15 protein-coding genes are annotated in these 19987 nt (G+C 39.8%); 10 read left to right on the plus strand and 5 right to left on the minus strand.

Annotated elements, in window-relative coordinates; all coding sequences use genetic code 11:
• Positions 1–4: 4 nt before the first annotated feature.
• Positions 5–1372 carry a hypothetical protein gene (locus R8N23_RS18690; RefSeq protein ID WP_318173128.1) on the minus strand — a complete coding sequence of 456 codons (1368 nt, stop codon included), beginning with the start codon at positions 1370–1372 and terminating at the stop codon, positions 5–7.
• Positions 1373–1600: 228 nt separating this feature from the next.
• On the opposite strand from R8N23_RS18690, the gene R8N23_RS18695 reads away from it, so the two are divergent.
• From R8N23_RS18695 to R8N23_RS18730, 8 genes are all read left to right on the plus strand, one after another.
• The gene (locus R8N23_RS18695; RefSeq protein ID WP_318173129.1) at positions 1601–2626 is read left to right on the plus strand and encodes a quinone-dependent dihydroorotate dehydrogenase; all 1026 of its coding nucleotides are present in this window, start codon (positions 1601–1603) and stop codon (positions 2624–2626) included.
• Between the two features lie 75 nt (positions 2627–2701).
• Positions 2702–5215, plus strand: a complete 2514-nt coding sequence (locus R8N23_RS18700; protein WP_318173130.1) for an FtsK/SpoIIIE family DNA translocase — start codon at positions 2702–2704, stop codon at positions 5213–5215.
• Positions 5216–5295: 80 nt separating this feature from the next.
• Positions 5296–5934 (plus strand): outer membrane lipoprotein carrier protein LolA, encoded by a 639-nt coding sequence (locus R8N23_RS18705; RefSeq protein WP_318173131.1) that lies wholly within the window; start codon positions 5296–5298, stop codon positions 5932–5934.
• Positions 5935–6016: 82 nt separating this feature from the next.
• The gene (locus tag R8N23_RS18710; RefSeq protein ID WP_318173132.1) at positions 6017–6769 is read left to right on the plus strand and encodes an NRDE family protein; all 753 of its coding nucleotides are present in this window, start codon (positions 6017–6019) and stop codon (positions 6767–6769) included.
• A gap of 102 nt (positions 6770–6871) precedes the next feature.
• Positions 6872–8776, plus strand: a complete 1905-nt coding sequence (locus R8N23_RS18715; RefSeq protein ID WP_318173133.1) for a PQQ-binding-like beta-propeller repeat protein — start codon at positions 6872–6874, stop codon at positions 8774–8776.
• Between the two features lie 67 nt (positions 8777–8843).
• Positions 8844–12038 (plus strand): caspase family protein, encoded by a 3195-nt coding sequence (locus tag R8N23_RS18720; RefSeq protein ID WP_318173134.1) that lies wholly within the window; start codon positions 8844–8846, stop codon positions 12036–12038.
• A 10-nt stretch (positions 12039–12048) separates the two neighbouring features.
• Positions 12049–12831, plus strand: coding sequence for a hypothetical protein (locus R8N23_RS18725; protein WP_318173135.1), 783 nt, complete (start codon positions 12049–12051; stop codon positions 12829–12831).
• A complete protein-coding gene (locus R8N23_RS18730; RefSeq protein ID WP_318173136.1) occupies positions 12831–14003 on the plus strand; it encodes a hypothetical protein in 1173 nt (390 codons plus the stop codon). The genes R8N23_RS18725 and R8N23_RS18730 overlap by 1 nt, the downstream gene beginning before the upstream one ends.
• On the opposite strand, the gene R8N23_RS18735 is transcribed toward R8N23_RS18730, so the two are convergent.
• Complete coding sequence (locus R8N23_RS18735) at positions 14000–15628, minus strand: S41 family peptidase (protein ID WP_318173137.1); 1629 nt, start codon at positions 15626–15628, stop codon at positions 14000–14002. The genes R8N23_RS18730 and R8N23_RS18735 overlap by 4 nt on opposite strands.
• A gap of 295 nt (positions 15629–15923) precedes the next feature.
• Positions 15924–17279, minus strand: coding sequence for an NADP-specific glutamate dehydrogenase (gene gdhA / locus R8N23_RS18740; RefSeq protein ID WP_318173138.1), 1356 nt, complete (start codon positions 17277–17279; stop codon positions 15924–15926).
• 211 nt (positions 17280–17490) lie between these two features.
• Here gdhA and R8N23_RS18745 point away from each other — a divergent pair, with 211 nt between their 5' ends.
• Together R8N23_RS18745 and R8N23_RS18750 are read left to right on the plus strand one after the other, a co-directional pair.
• Complete coding sequence (locus R8N23_RS18745) at positions 17491–17664, plus strand: hypothetical protein (protein ID WP_318173139.1); 174 nt, start codon at positions 17491–17493, stop codon at positions 17662–17664.
• Between the two features lie 153 nt (positions 17665–17817).
• The gene (locus R8N23_RS18750; protein WP_318173140.1) at positions 17818–18003 is read left to right on the plus strand and encodes a hypothetical protein; all 186 of its coding nucleotides are present in this window, start codon (positions 17818–17820) and stop codon (positions 18001–18003) included.
• A gap of 62 nt (positions 18004–18065) precedes the next feature.
• On the opposite strand, the gene R8N23_RS18755 is transcribed toward R8N23_RS18750, so the two are convergent.
• Both R8N23_RS18755 and R8N23_RS18760 read right to left on the minus strand, forming a co-directional pair.
• Entirely contained in the window at positions 18066–19436 is a 1371-nt protein-coding gene (locus R8N23_RS18755) for a hypothetical protein (protein ID WP_318173141.1), read from the minus strand.
• Between the two features lie 250 nt (positions 19437–19686).
• Positions 19687–19986, minus strand: a complete 300-nt coding sequence (locus R8N23_RS18760; protein ID WP_318173142.1) for a hypothetical protein — start codon at positions 19984–19986, stop codon at positions 19687–19689.
• Position 19987 lies beyond the last annotated feature (1 nt).

Raw genomic sequence — 19987 nt, forward strand, 5'->3', positions numbered from 1 at the left:
TAATTTAAGTATAAATACGTTTTAGCTCTTCTATTTTTTCCCCTGCTTCACGGATAAAATCAGATAGATTAGACTCAAGATATTCATCATTTTTTGCAAGTGCTGCTTCTTCGATTTCAAAAATTCTATTTATAAATTGTTTCTGTTCTAGGTTTTCAAAGTTTGGTTTCACCTTGTGCGAAGTGCGAGCTAACGAATCAAAATCTCTAGCTTGATATTGCAACATCATTTTTTCTAGCTCGAATGGAACCACATCGAGCACACCCTCCACAATATCTCTCACCATTTCTTCATCCTGATTGGTAATTTGATATAGGTATGGAAACTCAGCCCGAGAAATCAATTTTGCCTTATCATCAAATTTCTTTTTTTGTATTAATGATTCTGATAGTTTGATTTCTTCAATAGGACAAACCATGACTAAAGTTCCTTTTTCAATCAATACTTCGTAAGACCCACTAATTTCCAAGAACTTATTAGTTATTCTCTCCAATGCATCTGGTAGTAGATTAGATTTAACTACAACTCTAATCACTCTTGTGGTTGCATCGTAGGTGAATATAATTTTAATGCTTCCATCAGGTTTGCTGTCAATAATATTACTTAGCAAACGGACAAGGCCTGTATACATTTTATGCTTATTACCAATAATAATTGATGATTCAAATTCCTTTTCAAAAATTAAATGGGCATCAGCCTCGCCAAGAAAGGTATCCTGAACAGCTGAAATAATTTGATCGATTTTGAATGGTGTATTCGTTTCCTTCAGCTCGGTCAGCACCATTTGTCCAATGGCATATTCTAAAAAACCTGTTATTATTCCTGAGCTTTGTTGGTATCTCTTTTTTAGATCGAACTCCAATTGATCCGTAACGGATTTGCAAAGGTATTTCAATCCAGAAATAGGCACTTTTATCTCATTGTAAATTTTAGAACTTATCATTTGATTCACTTTCAACTCCTGTTCTAATTCATTCACATGTTGTTTTATCGACTCATACTCATTTTGTATTTCCCCTTCAATCAAACCTTTTTCTATCACCTCTTTATATAACTGAGTCTGATCTATGATTACCCAATTAAATACTTCTTCATCTCCATTCTTTACCTTTTCAATCCTATAGTCGCAGATCATTCGAGCATTAAAAAAACTATCGGACACACAATAATAATTGAGTATCCCATTGGCTTTCAATTCTATTAATTCACTTTTAACACCTTTCAAAAAGTGACTCCTTTCAAAGACAGTTTCTTTAAAACCATATAAATCTTCTAAGGAATGACAAGAATCCAGGTACTCACCATTGGAATTAAATACCACGACCTGCATTGTTTCTTTTAGGAGATCCTTTTTATACTGATTGAAGTTCATATTAAAGAATTTTTTGCATTATTATCAAGGTACAATTTATATGAAGAAGCAGTCTATGAATTATTTACTCGATCAAACTGCCAATAATACTGTTCAAGTCAATAATATCCTCGGTAGATCAAACGCTACAAAAACATTGCATACCATATCAAATTTAAGATTATTTTAAGATATGAAGGTTTATGCCTTACTCCATTCATCTTACATTTGCACTTGATAAAAATGACTATGTACAAGATTCTCATCCGCCCTTTTCTCTTTCTATTCCAACCTGAAAATGCCCATCATCTGACATTTTTCATGATGAAAGTAATCAATGCCTTGCCATTTGGTAGAGTCATTTTTTCATTGGCACATGGCCAAAAGAATAAAGGACAGTCTACAGAACTTTTTGGTTTACAATTCCCAAACAAAGTGGGACTTGCTGCAGGGCTTGATAAAAATGCCGAGGCCATAGATATGTTCGCTGCTATGGGCTTTGGGTTTGTGGAAATAGGGACAGTGACTCCTAAACCACAGCCAGGCAATCCCAAACCAAGATTGTTTCGATTGAAAGAAGATCAAGCTTTGATCAACCGAATGGGCTTCAATAATGATGGTGTGGCCGTAGTGAAAGAGAGATTGAAGAAAAGAAAATCGAACATCCTAGTTGGGGGAAATATTGGCAAAAATAAAGTGACACCAAACGAAGAAGCTGTCAACGACTACATCATTTGCTTCAATGAGTTGTTTGATGTAGTGGATTATTTTGTAGTGAATGTGAGTTCGCCAAACACCCCGGGTCTTCGAGAACTTCAGGAGAAAGAACCGTTATCCCGCATTCTCAATACCTTGATGGATGAAAACAAAAAGAGACCTGCTACCAAACCTATTCTACTCAAAATTGCTCCAGATTTGACGGAAGATCAGTTGATGGATATTATTGAAATCGTGAATGAAACTAAAATTGATGGTGTCATTGCCACCAATACCACCATAGACCGATCTGGACTTAAAACATCAGGCGACACAATTGAATCCATTGGAGCTGGTGGATTGAGTGGGAAACCTGTTCAATCCAAATCCACCGAGCTCATTCGATTCTTACATGAAAAATCAAATGGCTCCTTTCCAATCATTGGAGTAGGAGGAATAAATTCTGGTGCCTCAGCGTTAGAAAAAGTAGAATCAGGAGCAAGCCTAGTACAAGTCTATAGCGGATTCATTTATGAAGGTCCAAAATTGATCTCAGACATCAATAAAGCACTTGCCTAAGCACTTACTAAATGATCGATTCTTGGGTTAACATTTGTGCCCATTTTGATTAATTTACATTCCAAATACTCATCAATGGCCAAAAACACTTTTAAGAACAAGACAAAGGAAAAAAGACAGTTTAAGTTACCCTCTGTATCTATTGGATTTTTGAATGACAGACGCTTTCACCTGTCTTTGGGCTTTCTTACCCTTGTTTTTAGTTTGTTCTTACTTACAGCATTCATTTCCTATTTATTTACCGGCAAAGCTGATCAGAGCTTGATGGGAAATATTGCTGATACTGGAATGAAGGCATCCGGTCTGGAAGCAGAAAATTGGTTGGGACTATTTGGCGCATATACTGCTCATTATTTCATTTATCAATTTTTCGGAATCGCGTCTTTTTTACTTCCTCCTTTTTTGTTTTTGGTGGGTTATAAAATCGTATTCGATAGAGAAATTCTACCTATTTCAAAGTCCTTTTGGTTTACAGTTTTTTTCTTGCTCTGGGTAAGTATTTTCATTGGGTACTTTATGATCAATTCCGAGCAAATCAATATTTGGGGTTTTCTCGGAGGTGGTACTGGCTTTGAATTGGCTATTCTACTTGACAGCCTTATGGGCTGGGGCACTTTGCTATTTCTACTTTTCGCCCTGGCTGTTTTTACGATCTATTTCTTCAACATTACCCAAATGGTCGGGCTAAGTGGCGCCCCCTCATTAGATAGTCGCTTGGATGAAGATCTGGAGGATGATTTAGAAACCGATGAAGAAGAAGATACCAATGCGGCAGAAGACGACTCTGAGACCATAGCAGCTGTTGTATCTGCGATCAAAGAAGAAGTAGAAAAGGAAGAGGCCGAAGCTGAATCGAAGGAGCAAATCGACGACTCCGAGGAGTGGAAAGTAGAGGTGAAGCAACCTACTGACAAAAAGAAGGAAAAACCACAATTGGATTTAGTGGTAGAAGAACCTGAGTCGACGCCAGTTGTAGAAAACAAACTGGCAGCCCCTATAGAAAAAAATAAAGAAGAAGACCTGGCACTTCAAGTAGAAAAACCAGAAGCCAAAGAAAAAATCACGGACAAACTTGAGAACTATGACCCAACACTGGATCTCGCAAAGTATGTCTATCCCACGCCAGATTTGCTCATAGATTATCCGGAAAAAAATGTGCAGGTATCTAAAGAAGAGCTAGAGCAAAATAAGGACAATATTGTAGAGACCTTGATCAATTTTAAGATTGGTATATCAAGCATCAAAGCGACTATTGGACCTACTGTTACTCTATATGAAATTGTGCCTGAGGCTGGCGTCAAGATTTCAAAAATCAAAAACCTGGAAGATGATATCGCATTGAGCTTAGCGGCTTTGGGCATTAGGATCATCGCCCCTATTCCAGGAAAAGGAACGATCGGTATTGAAGTACCAAATAAGAATCGTGAGATGGTAGATGTAAAGTCGATCCTCACGACGGACAAATTCATGAAGAGCAGTGCTGAGCTGCCCGTGGTGCTGGGAAAAACCATTTCCAATGAAGTATATGTAACAGATCTAGCCAAGATGCCTCACTTGCTGATGGCAGGGGCTACTGGCCAAGGTAAGTCGGTAGGTTTAAATATTCTCTTGACTTCATTGATTTACAAGAAACACCCATCGCAACTCAAGTTTGTACTGGTAGACCCTAAAAAGGTGGAGTTAACGCTTTTCAATAAAATTGAAAAACACTTCTTAGCCATGCTACCAGGTACCGAGGAAGCCATTATCACAGATACGAAAAAAGTAATCTATACACTAAATTCACTGTGTATTGAAATGGATAATCGCTACGATCTACTCAAAGACGCGGCGTGTAGAAACCTGAAAGAGTACAATAAGAAATTCGTTGAGCGTAAGCTCAATCCAAACAAGGGACACAAATTCTTACCATACATTGTTTTAGTCATCGATGAGCTAGCCGATTTGATGATGACAGCAGGCAAAGAAGTAGAAACTCCTATTGCCAGATTGGCCCAATTAGCCAGAGCTATTGGTATTCACTTGGTGGTTGCTACTCAGCGTCCTTCGGTAAACGTGATTACCGGTGTGATCAAAGCCAACTTTCCTGCGAGGTTGTCTTTTAGGGTAACTTCTAAAATCGACTCAAGAACCATTCTCGATGCCGGTGGTGCTGAGCAATTGGTAGGTATGGGAGACATGTTATTATCCCTTGGTTCTGATATTATTCGTCTCCAATGCGGATTTGTAGATACTCCTGAAGTAGATCGTATCTGTGAATTTGTAGGAGATCAACAAGGCTACGAATCTGCCTACATGCTCCCAGAATTTGTAGGTGACGAAGGAGAAAGTGCTATAGGTGAGGTAGACCTTAAAGATCGAGATGTGCTGTTTGAAGATGCAGCCAGACTCATTGTGATGCATCAGCAAGGAAGTACTTCTTTAGTTCAAAGAAAATTAAAACTAGGATACAACAGAGCCGGTCGATTAATCGATCAATTAGAAGCTGCAGGCATAGTCGGTGCATTCGAAGGTAGCAAGGCTCGCGAAGTCCTTATCCCCGATGAACATTCACTCGAGTTATTGCTCAATGAACTCAACGGTCTCTAATCAATTTAATTAACTTTTATATTTGGCATGAAATGTGCAATTTGTGCATCATTTTCAACCGAAATTAAACAATACGCATTATGAAGTCGATCCAATTCCTAATTATACTCAGCATTGCTGCCCTCACACACGCAGTGGCGCAAAAAGACCCGGCAGCCAAACAAGTGTTGGATGCCATGAGTGAAAAATATCAAAATATTCCTGCCTTCAGAGCTGAGTTTTCTTATACCATGGAAGATGATGGAGATGATATTGATGAAGGATTCAAAGGCACAATCTTAGTAAGAGGAGAAAAGTACAAGTTGATCATGGACGAGCAAGAAGTGACTTTTGATGGTACAGATATTTATACCTATCTAAAGGAAGAAAATGAAATGACTATTTCAAGTTTTGACCCTGAAGAAGAAGAAATTTCATTGTCTAACATTTTTGATATCTACAAAACCGGATACAAGTACGTTTATACAGAATCTAAGAACAATGGCGCAACAGATGTTGTCGACTTAGTACCTGAAGATCGCGAAAAAGAATACTTCAAAATAAGAATGGAAATTGCATCCGGTGACAAGTCATTGCAGAGCTTTAAAGTGTTTGATAAGTCTGGAAGTCGATATCTGTATAAGGTATTGAGCTTTAAAGAAGATGCCTCTATCACTGACAAAATGTTTGTCTTTGATAAAGCAAAATACAATGGTGCGGAAGTGATCGACTTTAGATAAATCTTCCAATAAAGATACTTTAGGCTCTGATTCGTTTTAATTTCGAAATCAGAGCCTTTTTTATGATCTAATATTACAAGCTATGTGTCTCATACTCTTCGCCTGGAAAAAACACACCAGTTATGACCTCATCGTGACTGCCAATAGAGATGAGTTCTATAATCGTCCGACGGAGAGCGCTTGTACCTGGTCCGAATATCCAGATTTAATAGCCGGCAAAGACCTCACCGCCGGCGGCACCTGGATGGGTATTACCAAAACAGGAAAGTTTGCCGCATTGACGAACTATAGAGACATAGCCAATATCAACAACGATGCGCCTACTCGAGGAGACTTAACAAAAAATTATCTTACGCAGGATACTGATCCTCAAGCCTATTTAGACAAAATAAAGTTAGCACAAACTCCCTACAATGGATATAATCTTTTGGTAGGTGACAATCACTCCCTTTGGTATTACAACAATATTAATCATCAGATCAAATCTCTTGAACCCGGTGTTTATGGTCTGAGTAATGCCCTACTCAATGACCCATGGCCCAAGGTAGTGACTGGGAAACAGAGGCTGACTCAATTGATTCAAGATGACCACGTGACATCAGAAAGCCTATTGAGTATTATTCAGAATAAAACAATTGCTCCGGACGATCAGCTTCCAAGTACTGGCGTACCACTCGATTGGGAGCGCGCATTATCCGCCATGTATATAACCATGGAAAACTACGGCACGAGATGCTCGACTACGCTACTGAAAAAAAATAAAAACTCCACTTTTACAGAAAAAACCTACCCTCATCTTGGACAAAAAGAAGATCAGGTAGAATTTATCTTCTAATTTATCTTCTTTGGGTATTCAATATACCTAGCAATACGGATTGAACTCAGCTTCATAGCGTTCTAATTTTATTCCAAAAACAATCTAAAAACTGGAATTATTATGAAGCACTACAGTCTAAAATATGGAATTTTAGTTGCCTTTCTCCTCAGCCTCATGGGAAGTACTCAAGCACAAGACGCGCTTTGGCAACTTGACTTTGAAAAAGAAATCGCCTGGAACAAAGTCACAGAATCGGGCATCCTCTTGGTAGGAACTAACGACATGGGTCTACATGGCATAGACTCTCGAGATGGAAACAAACTATGGAGTAACGACATTATGAAAGGTGCCAGAGCAGTAAAAGGTGCCGATGGCAAAAAACAAGATCCTTCTGCTCTTTTTGAGCAATTCATCTATGTAATTGAAGATGCGGAATACCCTGAAATGGGTGATTTCATTGAAATCAAGTACACTGATAATGCAGCATACAAGAACTACGCGATTGTCAATATTCAAACCGGAGAAGAGGTAATGAGCCCAAGAAAGGCTGAGATGCCCATCACTAAGTTTTTTGGAAAAGAAATGCCCACGTTCAACTACAATGGTACTGGGTATATTCCTGAGTTAAGAATGGTAGTTATCTCTGCCTCTTGGCAGGATTTTATGCAAAAAGGAGCGCCCTGGATGCAAATGACGAAAATGGTAGAACTGCCCAGCGCTAAAGTAATTTGGGAGAGCGATCAAGTATCAAGTGAAAACTTTCCGTTTGTAGTGGGTTCTGATATCATCATGCCGGGCAAAACTAAAATCGCACGTATGGATGCGAAAAGTGGAAAAATCAAATGGGACTACAATACTTCTTTGAAAAACCAAACTTTTGAAAAATTCGACCTCAGTCTTGACCTTTCTACCGGATACTTTTTTGAGAAAAAGAAAAACAGTGGTACACTATCAGCTGTAGATATGGCCTCAGGAAGCAAATTTTGGGAGCAAGAATTGAAATTGAAAGAAGTGCCATCACTTACCGCGATGAGCTATGGTGTAGTCACAAAAGATGAAAGTAATCTTCGTCTTTACGATCTAAAATCTGGCACTGAAAAATGGAAAGTAAAAAAAGTTGATGGAACTGTGATCGATCTAGGTGATCATGGTATTGCGATTACACAAAAGGCCAAAAGATTGGTACTACTTGATCCAGCCACAGGAGAAGCCAAATGGGACGAAAAAATCTCTGGGATAAATATCGATCGAATTGTGGGTAACGGAATCATGTACACGGACGCTAAAGGCAGACTAGGAGTCATTCAGTACGACGGTCAGAAAATTTGGGACAAAAAGGGAATGCTGGATGTACCAAGCCTGAGATACCAGGTAGAACTTGGCAGAGAGTTGATGTACATAGACGGAGACCTGTATGAAGTGGACTTGTTTTCAGGAGACTACAGTGTTCTGGTTGGCAAATTGGACAAGCAATTTGAAGGAGATGAAACACCTTCTAGCATCGAATTAGTAGATGGTGGCTATTTGGTTAGCTCTAGCCAGAATCTATTCATGTTCGAAACAGATGGCTCACTTCGCTGGAAAAAGTACTGGGAAGCTCCAGGTATGAGTATGGCGGCAAAAATTGCATTAAGAGTTGGCCAAGCAGCCATGATCGCTATGGCGGCCAGTTCGGCAGCTGCTTCTTCGCAGCACCGAACCGCTTACGGTGGAGAAACCTACTATTCAAAAATGTACGCTCAACAAGCCGAAGATCTGGCCAAAGGAGCCAGCATGTTAGGAGATGAAGCCAAGAAGTTATTCACTGCCTCCAAATCCAAAGGAGATATAAAAATGATCCTTTCCAGGGTAGGTGCAGGTGGACAAGCCAAAAGCGCTGGACTTGTGAAGGTGGATAAAGCAACAGGCGAAGAATTGGGTACACTACAACTAGGCGACAAGGAACCTGTTTATGACTTTGACCCAATTTCTGGTCAGGTATTCTTCAAGGCTGACAAAAAACAAATTATCAGCTACGCACTATAATATCAATCCATAGTTAGGACTGTCTCGATTTATTCGAGGCAGTCATTTTCATTTAAACTCACTCACTATGTTACGCTCCTATCTCCTTTTGGGCTTGCTTCTATTTTGCCTTTTGGCTAACGCTCAAGAAAATCAATTGATTATCAGGCAAGGCCATACCGCAGCCATAAACAGTTTGAAATATGCGCCGGACGGCAGCGCTGTCTACTCAGCCAGCGATGACAAATCCATAAAAATGTGGGACGTTAAGACTGGCGTAGATGTCAATACCTTCAACGCACATACCGCACCTGTCAGATGTATGGAGCTCTCTGAAAATGGCGAACTATTGGTTTCCGGAGATCTAGATGGAAAAGTACTACTCTGGGATGCCAAGACAGGCAAAGTAAAGCTCACCATCAGCGCACATGAAGGTAGCGTAAACACGATAAAATTCACCAAAGACCAACAATACATGGTTTCTGGTGGAGATGACAAAATGCTCAAAGTTTGGAATCTTCAAGGTGACACACTGAAAACGATCAAAGGATTTAATGCGTCGATTCAAAGTATTGGAATTTCCCCAGATGGCACCCGAATTATATCTGGAGGGTATAAAAACAATGGAGTTGAGTTGCTGTTAGTTGACTTAGAAAAGGGTAAAATTATCGATGATGCTTTGAATCATGTAGCCGGAGCCGGCGCAGCTCAAGTCTATGCCAAAGCCATCATGACGCCGGTAGCACTGGCTATGAATATTGGAAAAGGAAATGTCGGAAAAGGCATGACGACTTTCTACATCATGAATTACAGCAACATCGAATTTACTAATGATGGTAGCAAAATTCTGATCTCCCAAAACACCTTCCTACCTCTTACCGCAGCTAAAGGCGAAGAAACAAGTGAGGGCACTTCCAGCATTTCGATCATAGAATTAACCGAAGACCAAAACCAGTTTAAAGAGGTGCGACGACCCATCAGATGGCAATCCAGCCACCCAAGAGCAGTAGCCGTCTTCAACCAAGACCAAACCAAAGTAATTGTAAATGAAAAGTACAGCATGAAGGTGTATGACATAGAGAATGCAGATTTTCCTGAGCCTGGAAAAAAAGAAGCCACTCAATATATACCTCCTGTAGTTAAGGAAATAAAAGGTACTGGTCTAGGCCTAAATGCATTGGCTTTGTCTCCCGATTATAGAACTGTAGTTTCCGCTGATGATGACAGAAGAATTAAACTCTGGGATTACAATTCAGGTAGGAAAATACGTGACTTGGAAGGCTTTGTTCAGCCAGCACTTGCGGTAGATGTACTACCCGATGGCAAGCATATCATGGTCGGATCACTGGACCGCAACCTTACGGTTTGGGATATCAGTACTGGTCAGTTGGTCAGGACTTTTGATCGATCCTCTGATGTCTGTAGTATAGACATCTCAGAAGATGGTAAATCCTTCCTGACTGCAGCGGTTAACACCGAGTTTTTCAAAATGTGGAGTTATACGACTGGCCGTCAGCTTAGGTCTTTTTTAGAAACCAAAAAACAAACCGTTTGGGTGAAATACAATCCTGATGACGACGATCAAATATTTGCCGCTACAGCAGATGGTGAAGCGAAAATTTGGTCAATCAGCGAAACAAAAGCCAAAAAGAAAATCAAAGGAGATTACCGCTTGTTCGAAGACAAGTATAAAAACAACGATTTCAAAGTAAGTTGGGAGGACTATAAGCTCATTATCAAAAAATCAAACGCTGAGTACATCACAGATATTCAAAGTGGAAGGTTGACTGATGCGGTTTTCAGCAAAGACGACAAATACTTGATCACTACTAACGAGAACGGCGAAATTGCCTTATATGACCTAGCCAGCAAAAAAAGAACGATCAGCATGGCTCTTATTGGCAATAATGACTTCATCACCTACACGCCAGATTTGTACTACACCTCTTCAAAAGGAGCTGCCAAAGCCATAGCCTTTAAAGCAGAAAATAAAGTACTTCCATTTGAACAACTAGAACTCAAATACAATAGACCAGATATAATAGCCAATCGCATCGGATACGCACCGAAAAAACTGATCGCCTCTTACAAAGCCGCTTATGATCGGAGATTAAAAAGACTGGGTTATACCGAAGCAGACTTAGGCAATACTTTTGATTTACCTGAAGTAACTGTTGATTTCACTTCCGTGCCGCTAGAAACTGATCAAAAAATGCTCAGTCTAAATATTTCAGCAACGGATAAAAATTATCCAATCAAACAACTTCAAGTGTACGCTAATGATGTTCCTGTTTTTGGATCGAAGGGCATTGCCGTGCAGGGCAAAATGAACCTCAATAAGGAGTTATCCTTTCCGCTAAGCAACGGAATAAATGAAATAAAAATAACTGCAACTAATGCCAAGGGGCAAGAATCCATTCCTGAAAAATTCGAAATTCAATATACCGCCGAATGGGACAAACCAGACTTGTATGTGATTGGCATAGGTGTATCCAACTATCAACAGTCGGACTACAATCTGGCCTTTGCCGCCAAAGATGCGCAAGACATGATTCAAACCTTGTCAGGGTCTAGTGCCTACGAGAAAGTATTCGCTAAACAACTCACCAATGCTGATGCCACCGATGCGAATATCATGACCATCCGATCATTCATCTCACAGGCTAAAGTTGATGACGTAGTGGCCATATTCATAGCCGGTCACGGGGTATTGGACAAAGACTACAACTATTACTTCGCCACCAACAATATGGATTTCTCCAACCCAGCCAATGGCGGTTTGTCCTACGCACAAATCGAATCCCTCATTGATGGTATAGATTGTCGAAATAAAATACTCTTAATGGATACCTGTCATTCTGGTGAGTTAGATGATGAGGATGTCCAAACGGTGACTGCATCTGCCAAAAAAAGTGGTGCGGTATCCTTCCGCTCAACGGGCAACATTGTAAAACTGAAAGAGAATAGTTTTGGCCTGCAAAATACGCTTGAGCTGTCCAAATCACTTTTTAGTGATATGCGAAAAGGCACCGGAGCAACGGTTATTTCAGCGGCTGGGGGCACCGAATTCGCGGCAGAAGGCATGAATTCAGAGAATGGTTTATTTACTGCCAGCTTTATAGAAGGCATCACCACTCGTCGTGCGGATACAGACCGTAACAGAAGCTATTCGATCTCAGAAATGCGAGCTTGGGTTGGTGAGCAAGTCATCAGAAAAAGCAAAGGAAACCAAGTACCTACATCACGAGAAGAAAACGTAAAAAATGATTTTAGAATTTATTAAGCAAAACGTCATGAGAGTATTAATCATCATATTGTTTCTTGCCTTTCAGTCTGCACAAGCTCAAAACTATACCGTCATACACGTAATCGGTAAAATCTATGACAGCAAGAGTGGGAACTACCTAAAATCGGGATCCAAATTGAGTGAAGATTCGAAACTCCGATTCGATACACCCAATGCTCGTGCTGCCGCGCTCAGCTCCTCTAGAGGACGATATGTGATTCAAAAACAAAGTAATCAAGGAAGCAGCAGCGATTTAGCTTACACACTATCTGCTGTCCTGTCGCCAGCCAGGGGAAAAATGAGTACGCGAGCTGGTGGTATCAATAATCAAATGGATTTTGTGAAGAAATTCGCAGAAGGTCCGATCGCAATTGTTGGCGGTCAATATGCCACAGCTGTTTCCGCTACCTCCTATCCATCGGATGATACCAGATTTTTCTATGCTAGCTACCTATTCAATGGAGAAGCCATTAACAAAAAATTGGATGTGATAGATGGAAGCCTGGTGTTTGATACTAACACCTTTTACGCAGTAGATGGCATTGCTATCGAAGCAAAACAAACCACTGACACCAAACTATTCTATTACGATAGTGAAAAGGAGGAGTCCACCGAGATTACTTCTCTAAACTTCGCAGTGGTGAGCAACGCTGAGTTTGAATCCATAAAAAATTCTCTGGCTGATCTAAGCGATGAAGAGCAATTAAAAAGTCTACAGGAAATTATCAGCTCCTTATATGGATCATGCGAACTGGCAAATATTGAAGCCGCCTTACAAGCTATGAATTGATGAACAAGAAACAATTCTTTCTCTGGTTAGGGATCATGGCCAATGCTTTGGCCATGATCCTACTTACCTTCTATTTCATGAGTTTGCCTTGGTTGGCAGGCGATGAAAAGCTCCTCATATGGAGCACATCGGCCATTAAATTCGCCAATAGAGAGGTGCCAGCATCAGAAGATTTTGCATTAATTAATACCTCTTATGATTTGCAACTCATCGATCGATTAGATGAATTTGGATTTCCGGTTGGCCAAAGAGTGATTACAGATCGTGAAAAATTGACCATCATCCTTGATGCCATAGCAAAAGGAGAAAACACTCCCAAGTATATTATTTGTGACATTCATTTTCTGGACTCTACGATATTTGATGTGGGGCTAGATACTACACTGCAAAAATTCGACAATCTTATTATCTCCTATCATCTCAATGATTATGGAGAGATCGAAACTCCAATTTTCAATAAGGTAAATAGAGGACTGTCAGACTACGTGATTGGAAGTGTGTTTGATGGTGTGTATAAATATCAGCTATTGCATCATGATAGCTTAAAACTGACCCCTTTAAAAATATTCGAAGACTTAAACGGCACCAAATCGGAATCTATTGGCCCTTTTGTCAAAATAGGAAATCACTGGACGCCCAATAATTTCATTATGAATTACCGGTTGCTTCAGAAGGATATTGAAAATATTGAAGCAGGTTTCAATCCAGTAAACCTAGGAGAATTACTCTATCTTGAAGAGCTGGATATTCAAGAGTTTGTTGCAGGAAAAATCGTAGTTATTGGTGACTTCTTCGAAAATGACATGCACGAAACGCTTTTCGAAATCACTGCTGGTCCACTCATACTTCTAAATGCCTTTCTCAATATTCAAGCAGGTGATACCTATGTCAATTTTTGGTTCTTCCTTCTGCTTTTTGTCAGTTACTGTTACTTCAGCTACATGGTATTTGTAGAAGGTGATTACATGGAAAGCAGAATAACCAAATATTTTGGAGCAGTAAAACTGGCCAACTATTTAGCAGGGTTTATGAGCTATCTCATATTCCTGACTCTACTTTCTTGTATTACCTTTTTCTTATTCAACATTCATTTGAATGTCTTCTTTCTTGCCATTACCTTTTATCTGATGGATAAACTAGTCGGATTGATATACGCTAAAATGAAGAACTAATTACTTCGCGCCATAATTGACTCTGCCTGATCAAAAAGCTCTATGGCTTGCATATAGATCTCATTGGTCTGATTGAATATCGGATAGAAACCATCATTATTCCAAACTCCTCTTGCAATCTGTGCTTTCAAATACAGTTTGATCAAGTCTTTTGAGTGCTTGAATTGGGCATCATTATATTTCAGTCCACTTTCTTCGGCAACTGCAACGAGTTCCTTTAGCATTTTTTCGCTGACTTCGAAGTCCGCAAAATATTTATCAAAGCCATCGCTCTCCAATTTGGCTCTATTACCGTCTGAATAAGTCAAAGAGTACTCTCTAATGGCGTTAGTGGTAAACAGTTTATTCAAATAAGAAGAATTTCCTGCTGTATCCATCGGAATAAAATAATCGGGCATGATACCACCACCACCATAAACCGTTCGACCTTTGGCGGTTTGATATTTTAGGGTATCGTTTTGGTGAATGCTATCTGCATTATACAATTCGCCTGAAGTATATCTGTTGTAGACATCGCTATAGTAATCGTCTTTTCCCCCTTCATAAGAACGCTGTATAGATCTGCCACTTGGGGTATAATATCTTGAAATCGTCAAACGCAATTCAGATCCGTCGGACAGATCAATAGGCATTTGTACCAATCCTTTGCCGAATGAGCGTCTTCCAACTACCAATCCTCTATCATTGTCCTGAATAGCACCGGAAACAATCTCAGAGGCGGATGCACTACCCTCATCAATTAAAACAATTAAAGGGCGATCTTCGAATAGCCCTGCACTTCCCGCACGGTGTTCCTGGTTATATCTAAATTCTTTGCCTTTTGTGAATACAATCATAGGATCACCTGGCAAAAATTCATCCGCCATTTGAATCGCCATACTCATATATCCACCAGGGTTCCCTGTCAGGTCCAATATCAATTTTTGAAGGCCTTGTTCATCCAATTTGTCCAAAGCAGATTTGAACTCATCGTACGTAGTAGCGGTAAATCTGTTGACTTTAATATAACCGATTTCATCGTCTACCATGTATGATGCATCCACAGAGAACTGTGGGATTTTATCTCGAATGATATCGAAGTCTAACAAGTCATCATTATTCTTTCTGAGAATAGAAACAGTCACCTGTGTACCCTTTGGGCCTCTTAGCCTATCTAAAACACCACGAGTTTTAATACCTATTCCGGCAACGTTTTCATCGTCTACTTTGATAATCTTATCGCCGGTCAATAGCCCAACGCGCTCAGAAGGGCCTCCGCTTAATGGCGCCACCACATATATGGTGTCTCTGAAAATATTGTATTCGATGCCAATCCCGTCAAAATTTCCTTCCAACTGGGAACGGCTATACTCTTGCTCTTCTTTTGGGATATAAGCAGTATGAGGGTCCAATTCCTCTAGCATATCGGTGATAGCCTTTTCAACTAAGTCTTCTGTTTTCACCTCGTCCACATAGTTGTTATCTACATAGTTGAGAATTTCGCGAAACTTATGAAGTGACTTGGCCAGATCAGAACCACCTTTAGTAGAGCTTGTCATATTCGCTCCAATAAAAATTCCAGCCGCTATAGCGATGGATAAGAAAAGAGGTAGCCTGATTTGGGCTTTAGTATTTTGAATTTTCATAGACCTAGAAATAAAGTAGTATTCCTTTTACGAGTAAAGTATCTATAAGATACCAAAAAAGGGGTCTTAATTCAATTGACAGAGGGAAACAAAAAAGACTGGCCTACCAAGTATCCCAGTCTTTTTCATGATTGCTTACTTTTTCATTTGGTAGCACAAATGGGCAAATCGCCGCACCAACAAACAAAACCGCAATAATAATTATCATTGTCATATCGAACCAGATTTTAATTTGAAGGCCAAAGATAATCCGTTCTTATCACACCGCAAATCAGATCAATATTAATGTCGAAAATTATACGTGTCCTTGCGCCAGCATAGCCTCAGCCACTTTCACATAGCCAGCAATATTGGCGCCTTTCACATAATCGACATAGTTGTCGTCTACACGTCCATATTTTTCACAATTCTCATGAATAGAGATCATGATATTCTTAAGCTTTTGATCTACTTCTTCACTAGTCCAGCTCAATCGCATACCATTCTGAGACATTTCTAAACCTGATGTGGCTACTCCTCCAGCATTTGATGCTTTGCCAGGACTAAATAAAATTCTGTTTTTGCGTATTAATTCTAAAGCGCCTTCCGTGGTAGGCATATTAGCTCCCTCAAACACACCGATGCATCCATTGTCGATCAACGTTTGCATGTCGTAATCCGGCAATTCATTCTGCGTAGCGCAAGGAAATGCTAAATCCACCTTCGCATTCCATGGTGTTACATCTTTATTGAATTTCGCACTTTTGTATTTTTTTGCATATTCGCTGATACGTCCTCTTTGCTCATTCTTCAATTCCTTGATATAAGCTAGTTTTTCTTCATCGATTCCCTCTGGGTCGTATATATAGCCTTGGGAATCAGACACAGTTACCGGCTTGGCACCTAAATGCAATAACTTTTCAATTGTGTATTGCGCCACGTTTCCACTTCCTGATACTGCACATACTTTCCCATGCATCGAATGTCCGTGCGCCTTTAGTACTTCATCAGCGAAATAAACAGTACCATATCCAGTCGCTTCAGTGCGTATCAAACTTCCCCCGTATGGCAAGCCTTTGCCTGTCAATACACCTGAAAACTCGTTACGCAGTCTCTTATATTGGCCAAACATGTAACCAACTTCTCTACCACCTACTCCAATGTCTCCCGCTGGCACGTCCGTAAACCCACCAATATGCTTAGAAAGCTCAGTCATAAAACTTTGGCAAAAACGCATGACTTCAGCATCCGACTTTCCCTTCGGGTCAAAATCACTCCCTCCTTTTCCTCCACCTAATGGTAGCGTAGTCAAACTGTTTTTGAAAACTTGTTCAAAAGCCAAAAACTTAAGAATGCTCAGATTGACCGTAGGATGAAATCGCAAGCCCCCTTTATATGGACCAATGGCTGAGTTCATTTGTACGCGAAACCCACGATTGATTTGGTTATTACCATTGTCATCTACCCATGGCACACGAAATATCACAGCGCGTTCAGGCTCACAAATTCTTTCCAATATATTGGCTTGCTTATATTTTGGGTGGTCTTCATTGAAAGGAATAATCACTTCCGCCACTTCACGAACAGCTTGAATAAATTCTGTTTCATTGGGGTTTCTGGCTTCAATGCTCTTCATAAAAGTATCGACAGCCTGAGTCATGTTCTTGGACATGGAATTATATTTTGGGTTATAAATCTGAGTCAATATTAGCTAATTCCCACACATTATCTTGTCTTCAACTTTGATATTTTATCCTGGTATTAAATAATCTCAATTGCCCACTTCGAATATTAATCATTAATTAAAACAATGATAATTGAACCCATTAGTCATTGGTTCAAGGAATTCGTTCTTTTGATTAAGCACCAAAACACAGAAAAATATGAACACCTATCCCACAACACCAGACTTGCTCGATACGCTTCGAACATTAAAAAAAGAAGACCAAAAGGATCTACTGGATTACATTAAAGCCAGATATTTGACTTCATCTAAGGTTACTGAGCATTATCGAAAAAATGCCTTATCTCAAATAAAAAAGGCTTTGAATTACTAGTTTTCTCCTAACAGGGAAGCTTCAAAACTTACAGAAATACGTATCTCACCTAAATTTACTTTTAGGTAAATGGCGTATTTATTTCATTAATTATTGGTTCTACTTTTGAGGTAGCTATTAAGAATTCAATCAGTTCACTAAATACAACAGAAAATGGATCAGCTAGCAACAGTCTTGGAAATCATGCAAAACGTGAGAACACTTGACACAGATCAAAAAAACAATGTGATGCAATATGTGAAACACATGTCATCATTGAATAATCAAAGTGAAGAGAACTATAGAAAGAAGGCCATCAGCGAAATTCGTTCAGCCTTGAAGCAGCAAGCTTCCTTTTAATCTTCTGATAGTACGATTGCAACTAAAGAGAGGTCGGTTTGTTATATAATTTGAACTTATGTTCAATCAGGTTCCTTTTTATTCAAATTGAACCCCACCCTTAAATTCCACGGGGAATCATAGGCCGGATTGTTCTTATACATGAAATTATATAGGAGTGCCACTTGCCCCTCCAAGCGTTCACTGATATGAATACGTTTCTCAATACCGGCCAACAAACTGTAGTGCCACTTTTTGGTCGCGTCTTGTCCATTGATGGCAGGAGTCGAAAGGAATAGCGCCTCATATTCTACATGGGCAAAAAATGATTTGAAGATTCTATGTTCGGTAAATACCCGATAACCATAGACGGCCTGGTTATGCAATACGCCACCGGCATCTTTTATTTGGCCGTTTACCCGATAATTTCCACCAATACCGAGACTGAAATTCTTATTAATTAGATAGGCTAATTCTGGATTGAGGTCTAGAGCTACCTGCTCATCAATATAAATCTGAAACGTACCTCCAAAAACCAAACGATCCCAAAACGTGGTGCCTTCCAGAGAGTTTCGTTTAGTCGCGGTAGAGAGATCATTGGAATTGGGAACATCGCTGTATTTCTTTTTCAATTCCTGCAGGCTCATCATCTCTTCCTTAAGCGCCTCTTCATGTCCTTCAAAATGTTTCAGCCCTTGGGTTTCTAACAGATCATCCGGAATGCCATCCTCCAAACCATGCGTATTAACATCTTCTTGCAAACCTTTGTACAAAGCATTGCCCTCATTGGCAAAGGCTTGTATCTCCTGCGCCTCTGGACTAGTCATGGGCATCCCAGGCATCAATTGTCTGGCTTGTAATTCCTTTTTTGCTCCTTCCTCTAAATCCTGATTGTATTTCTCGGCCAGCTCGGCCTTTTTCTTCTCCATCAAATAAGCCCTTTTTTCCGGATCATCTTCGGCTGATTTTAAGCTGTCCTTGTAGGATTTGTACTCTGATTGATAGGATTTGAGCTGATCGTTGTACGCTTGATATTTTTGAAAATAATAATTGCCTCCCAGACGATTTTCAGCTTGTCTTAGCGTTTGTTGTTTTCTCCTGGCCTCCAGCTCATCCCAAGAGGCTATCTCCTCTACACTATATAGCGTATCGGTATAGAGATAAAACTCTTTCTGTACCTTATAGAGTCGGCGGATAGAATCTCTTTCGTCCTTATTTTGAGAATTTAACTCTGAAGTAGTCTTGACACTATCGGTCAAAACCTTGTACTTCTTTCGCTGTTCCTTTAGATAAGCCTTCTGCTCCTTTCTAATTTGGCGATAAGTGTCTTTATTCTTTTTTACCTCCTTTGCAACCTTTCCGCCAGAGCCTTCAAAGAGTTTGAAGTCTACAGTTTGCCCTTCAGCCACCAAGCTGAATAACAACAAAAAGAAAAAAGAAAAAAAATATTTCAAGACTGGTTCAGTACAGATGTGACATTTCTGATTGTTCAGATTACAAATTTACAATAGCAATGGACTAACAACAGTCTAAACTTTGGTAAACCTTTACAGTGAACTTTGCCACAGCTACCCCACTAGGTGTAGATTGCATCTACACCTCAATATTATATCTGCCCAAAACATATAAAGGTGTAGTTGCGCCGAAGGCATCCCCCAGATAAACTACACCTAGTACTTTCTCACTATCTCATTCTACGCTCAGTCAGGATTGGTCACCTTCATGCCTTAGAAAAGCCAAAATCTCATTGCTCCCGACGAATTGATTTGACTTTTGATCACTGACATATATTTCTTCTTTAATATTCTCCAATGGATAGTCAGATGCAATTTCAGTTACAACCATGTCAAGAATCTCACTCTCATCACCATCAAGATTTCTTTCAACAACAAATTTTATTGATATTTCCTGTTCTCGCTTACCAACAATTACTGCTCTCAATGGGGAAATAACTCCACCCAATAAAGCTCTTTGCATTGATAAAAGTAAATCTCTATTATCCATA

This window comes from Reichenbachiella sp., assembly GCF_033344935.1.
Taxonomy (GTDB): Bacteria; Bacteroidota; Bacteroidia; order Cytophagales; family Cyclobacteriaceae; genus Reichenbachiella.

What these genes read in the sequence shown, in the direction of transcription:
- R8N23_RS18690 (WP_318173128.1), bottom strand. Translation starts at nt 1,372, where the DNA reads ATGAACTTCAATCAGTATAAAAAGGATCTCCTAAAAGAAACAATGCAG.
- R8N23_RS18695 (WP_318173129.1), top strand. Translation starts at nt 1,601, where the DNA reads ATGTACAAGATTCTCATCCGCCCTTTTCTCTTTCTATTCCAACCTGAA.
- R8N23_RS18700 (WP_318173130.1), top strand. Translation starts at nt 2,702, where the DNA reads ATGGCCAAAAACACTTTTAAGAACAAGACAAAGGAAAAAAGACAGTTT.
- R8N23_RS18705 (WP_318173131.1), top strand. Translation starts at nt 5,296, where the DNA reads ATGAAGTCGATCCAATTCCTAATTATACTCAGCATTGCTGCCCTCACA.
- R8N23_RS18710 (WP_318173132.1), top strand. Translation starts at nt 6,017, where the DNA reads ATGTGTCTCATACTCTTCGCCTGGAAAAAACACACCAGTTATGACCTC.
- R8N23_RS18715 (WP_318173133.1), top strand. Translation starts at nt 6,872, where the DNA reads ATGAAGCACTACAGTCTAAAATATGGAATTTTAGTTGCCTTTCTCCTC.
- R8N23_RS18720 (WP_318173134.1), top strand. Translation starts at nt 8,844, where the DNA reads ATGTTACGCTCCTATCTCCTTTTGGGCTTGCTTCTATTTTGCCTTTTG.
- R8N23_RS18725 (WP_318173135.1), top strand. Translation starts at nt 12,049, where the DNA reads ATGAGAGTATTAATCATCATATTGTTTCTTGCCTTTCAGTCTGCACAA.
- R8N23_RS18730 (WP_318173136.1), top strand. Translation starts at nt 12,831, where the DNA reads ATGAACAAGAAACAATTCTTTCTCTGGTTAGGGATCATGGCCAATGCT.
- R8N23_RS18735 (WP_318173137.1), bottom strand. Translation starts at nt 15,628, where the DNA reads ATGAAAATTCAAAATACTAAAGCCCAAATCAGGCTACCTCTTTTCTTA.
- gdhA (WP_318173138.1), bottom strand. Translation starts at nt 17,279, where the DNA reads ATGTCCAAGAACATGACTCAGGCTGTCGATACTTTTATGAAGAGCATT.
- R8N23_RS18745 (WP_318173139.1), top strand. Translation starts at nt 17,491, where the DNA reads ATGAACACCTATCCCACAACACCAGACTTGCTCGATACGCTTCGAACA.
- R8N23_RS18750 (WP_318173140.1), top strand. Translation starts at nt 17,818, where the DNA reads ATGGATCAGCTAGCAACAGTCTTGGAAATCATGCAAAACGTGAGAACA.
- R8N23_RS18760 (WP_318173142.1), bottom strand. Translation starts at nt 19,986, where the DNA reads ATGGATAATAGAGATTTACTTTTATCAATGCAAAGAGCTTTATTGGGT.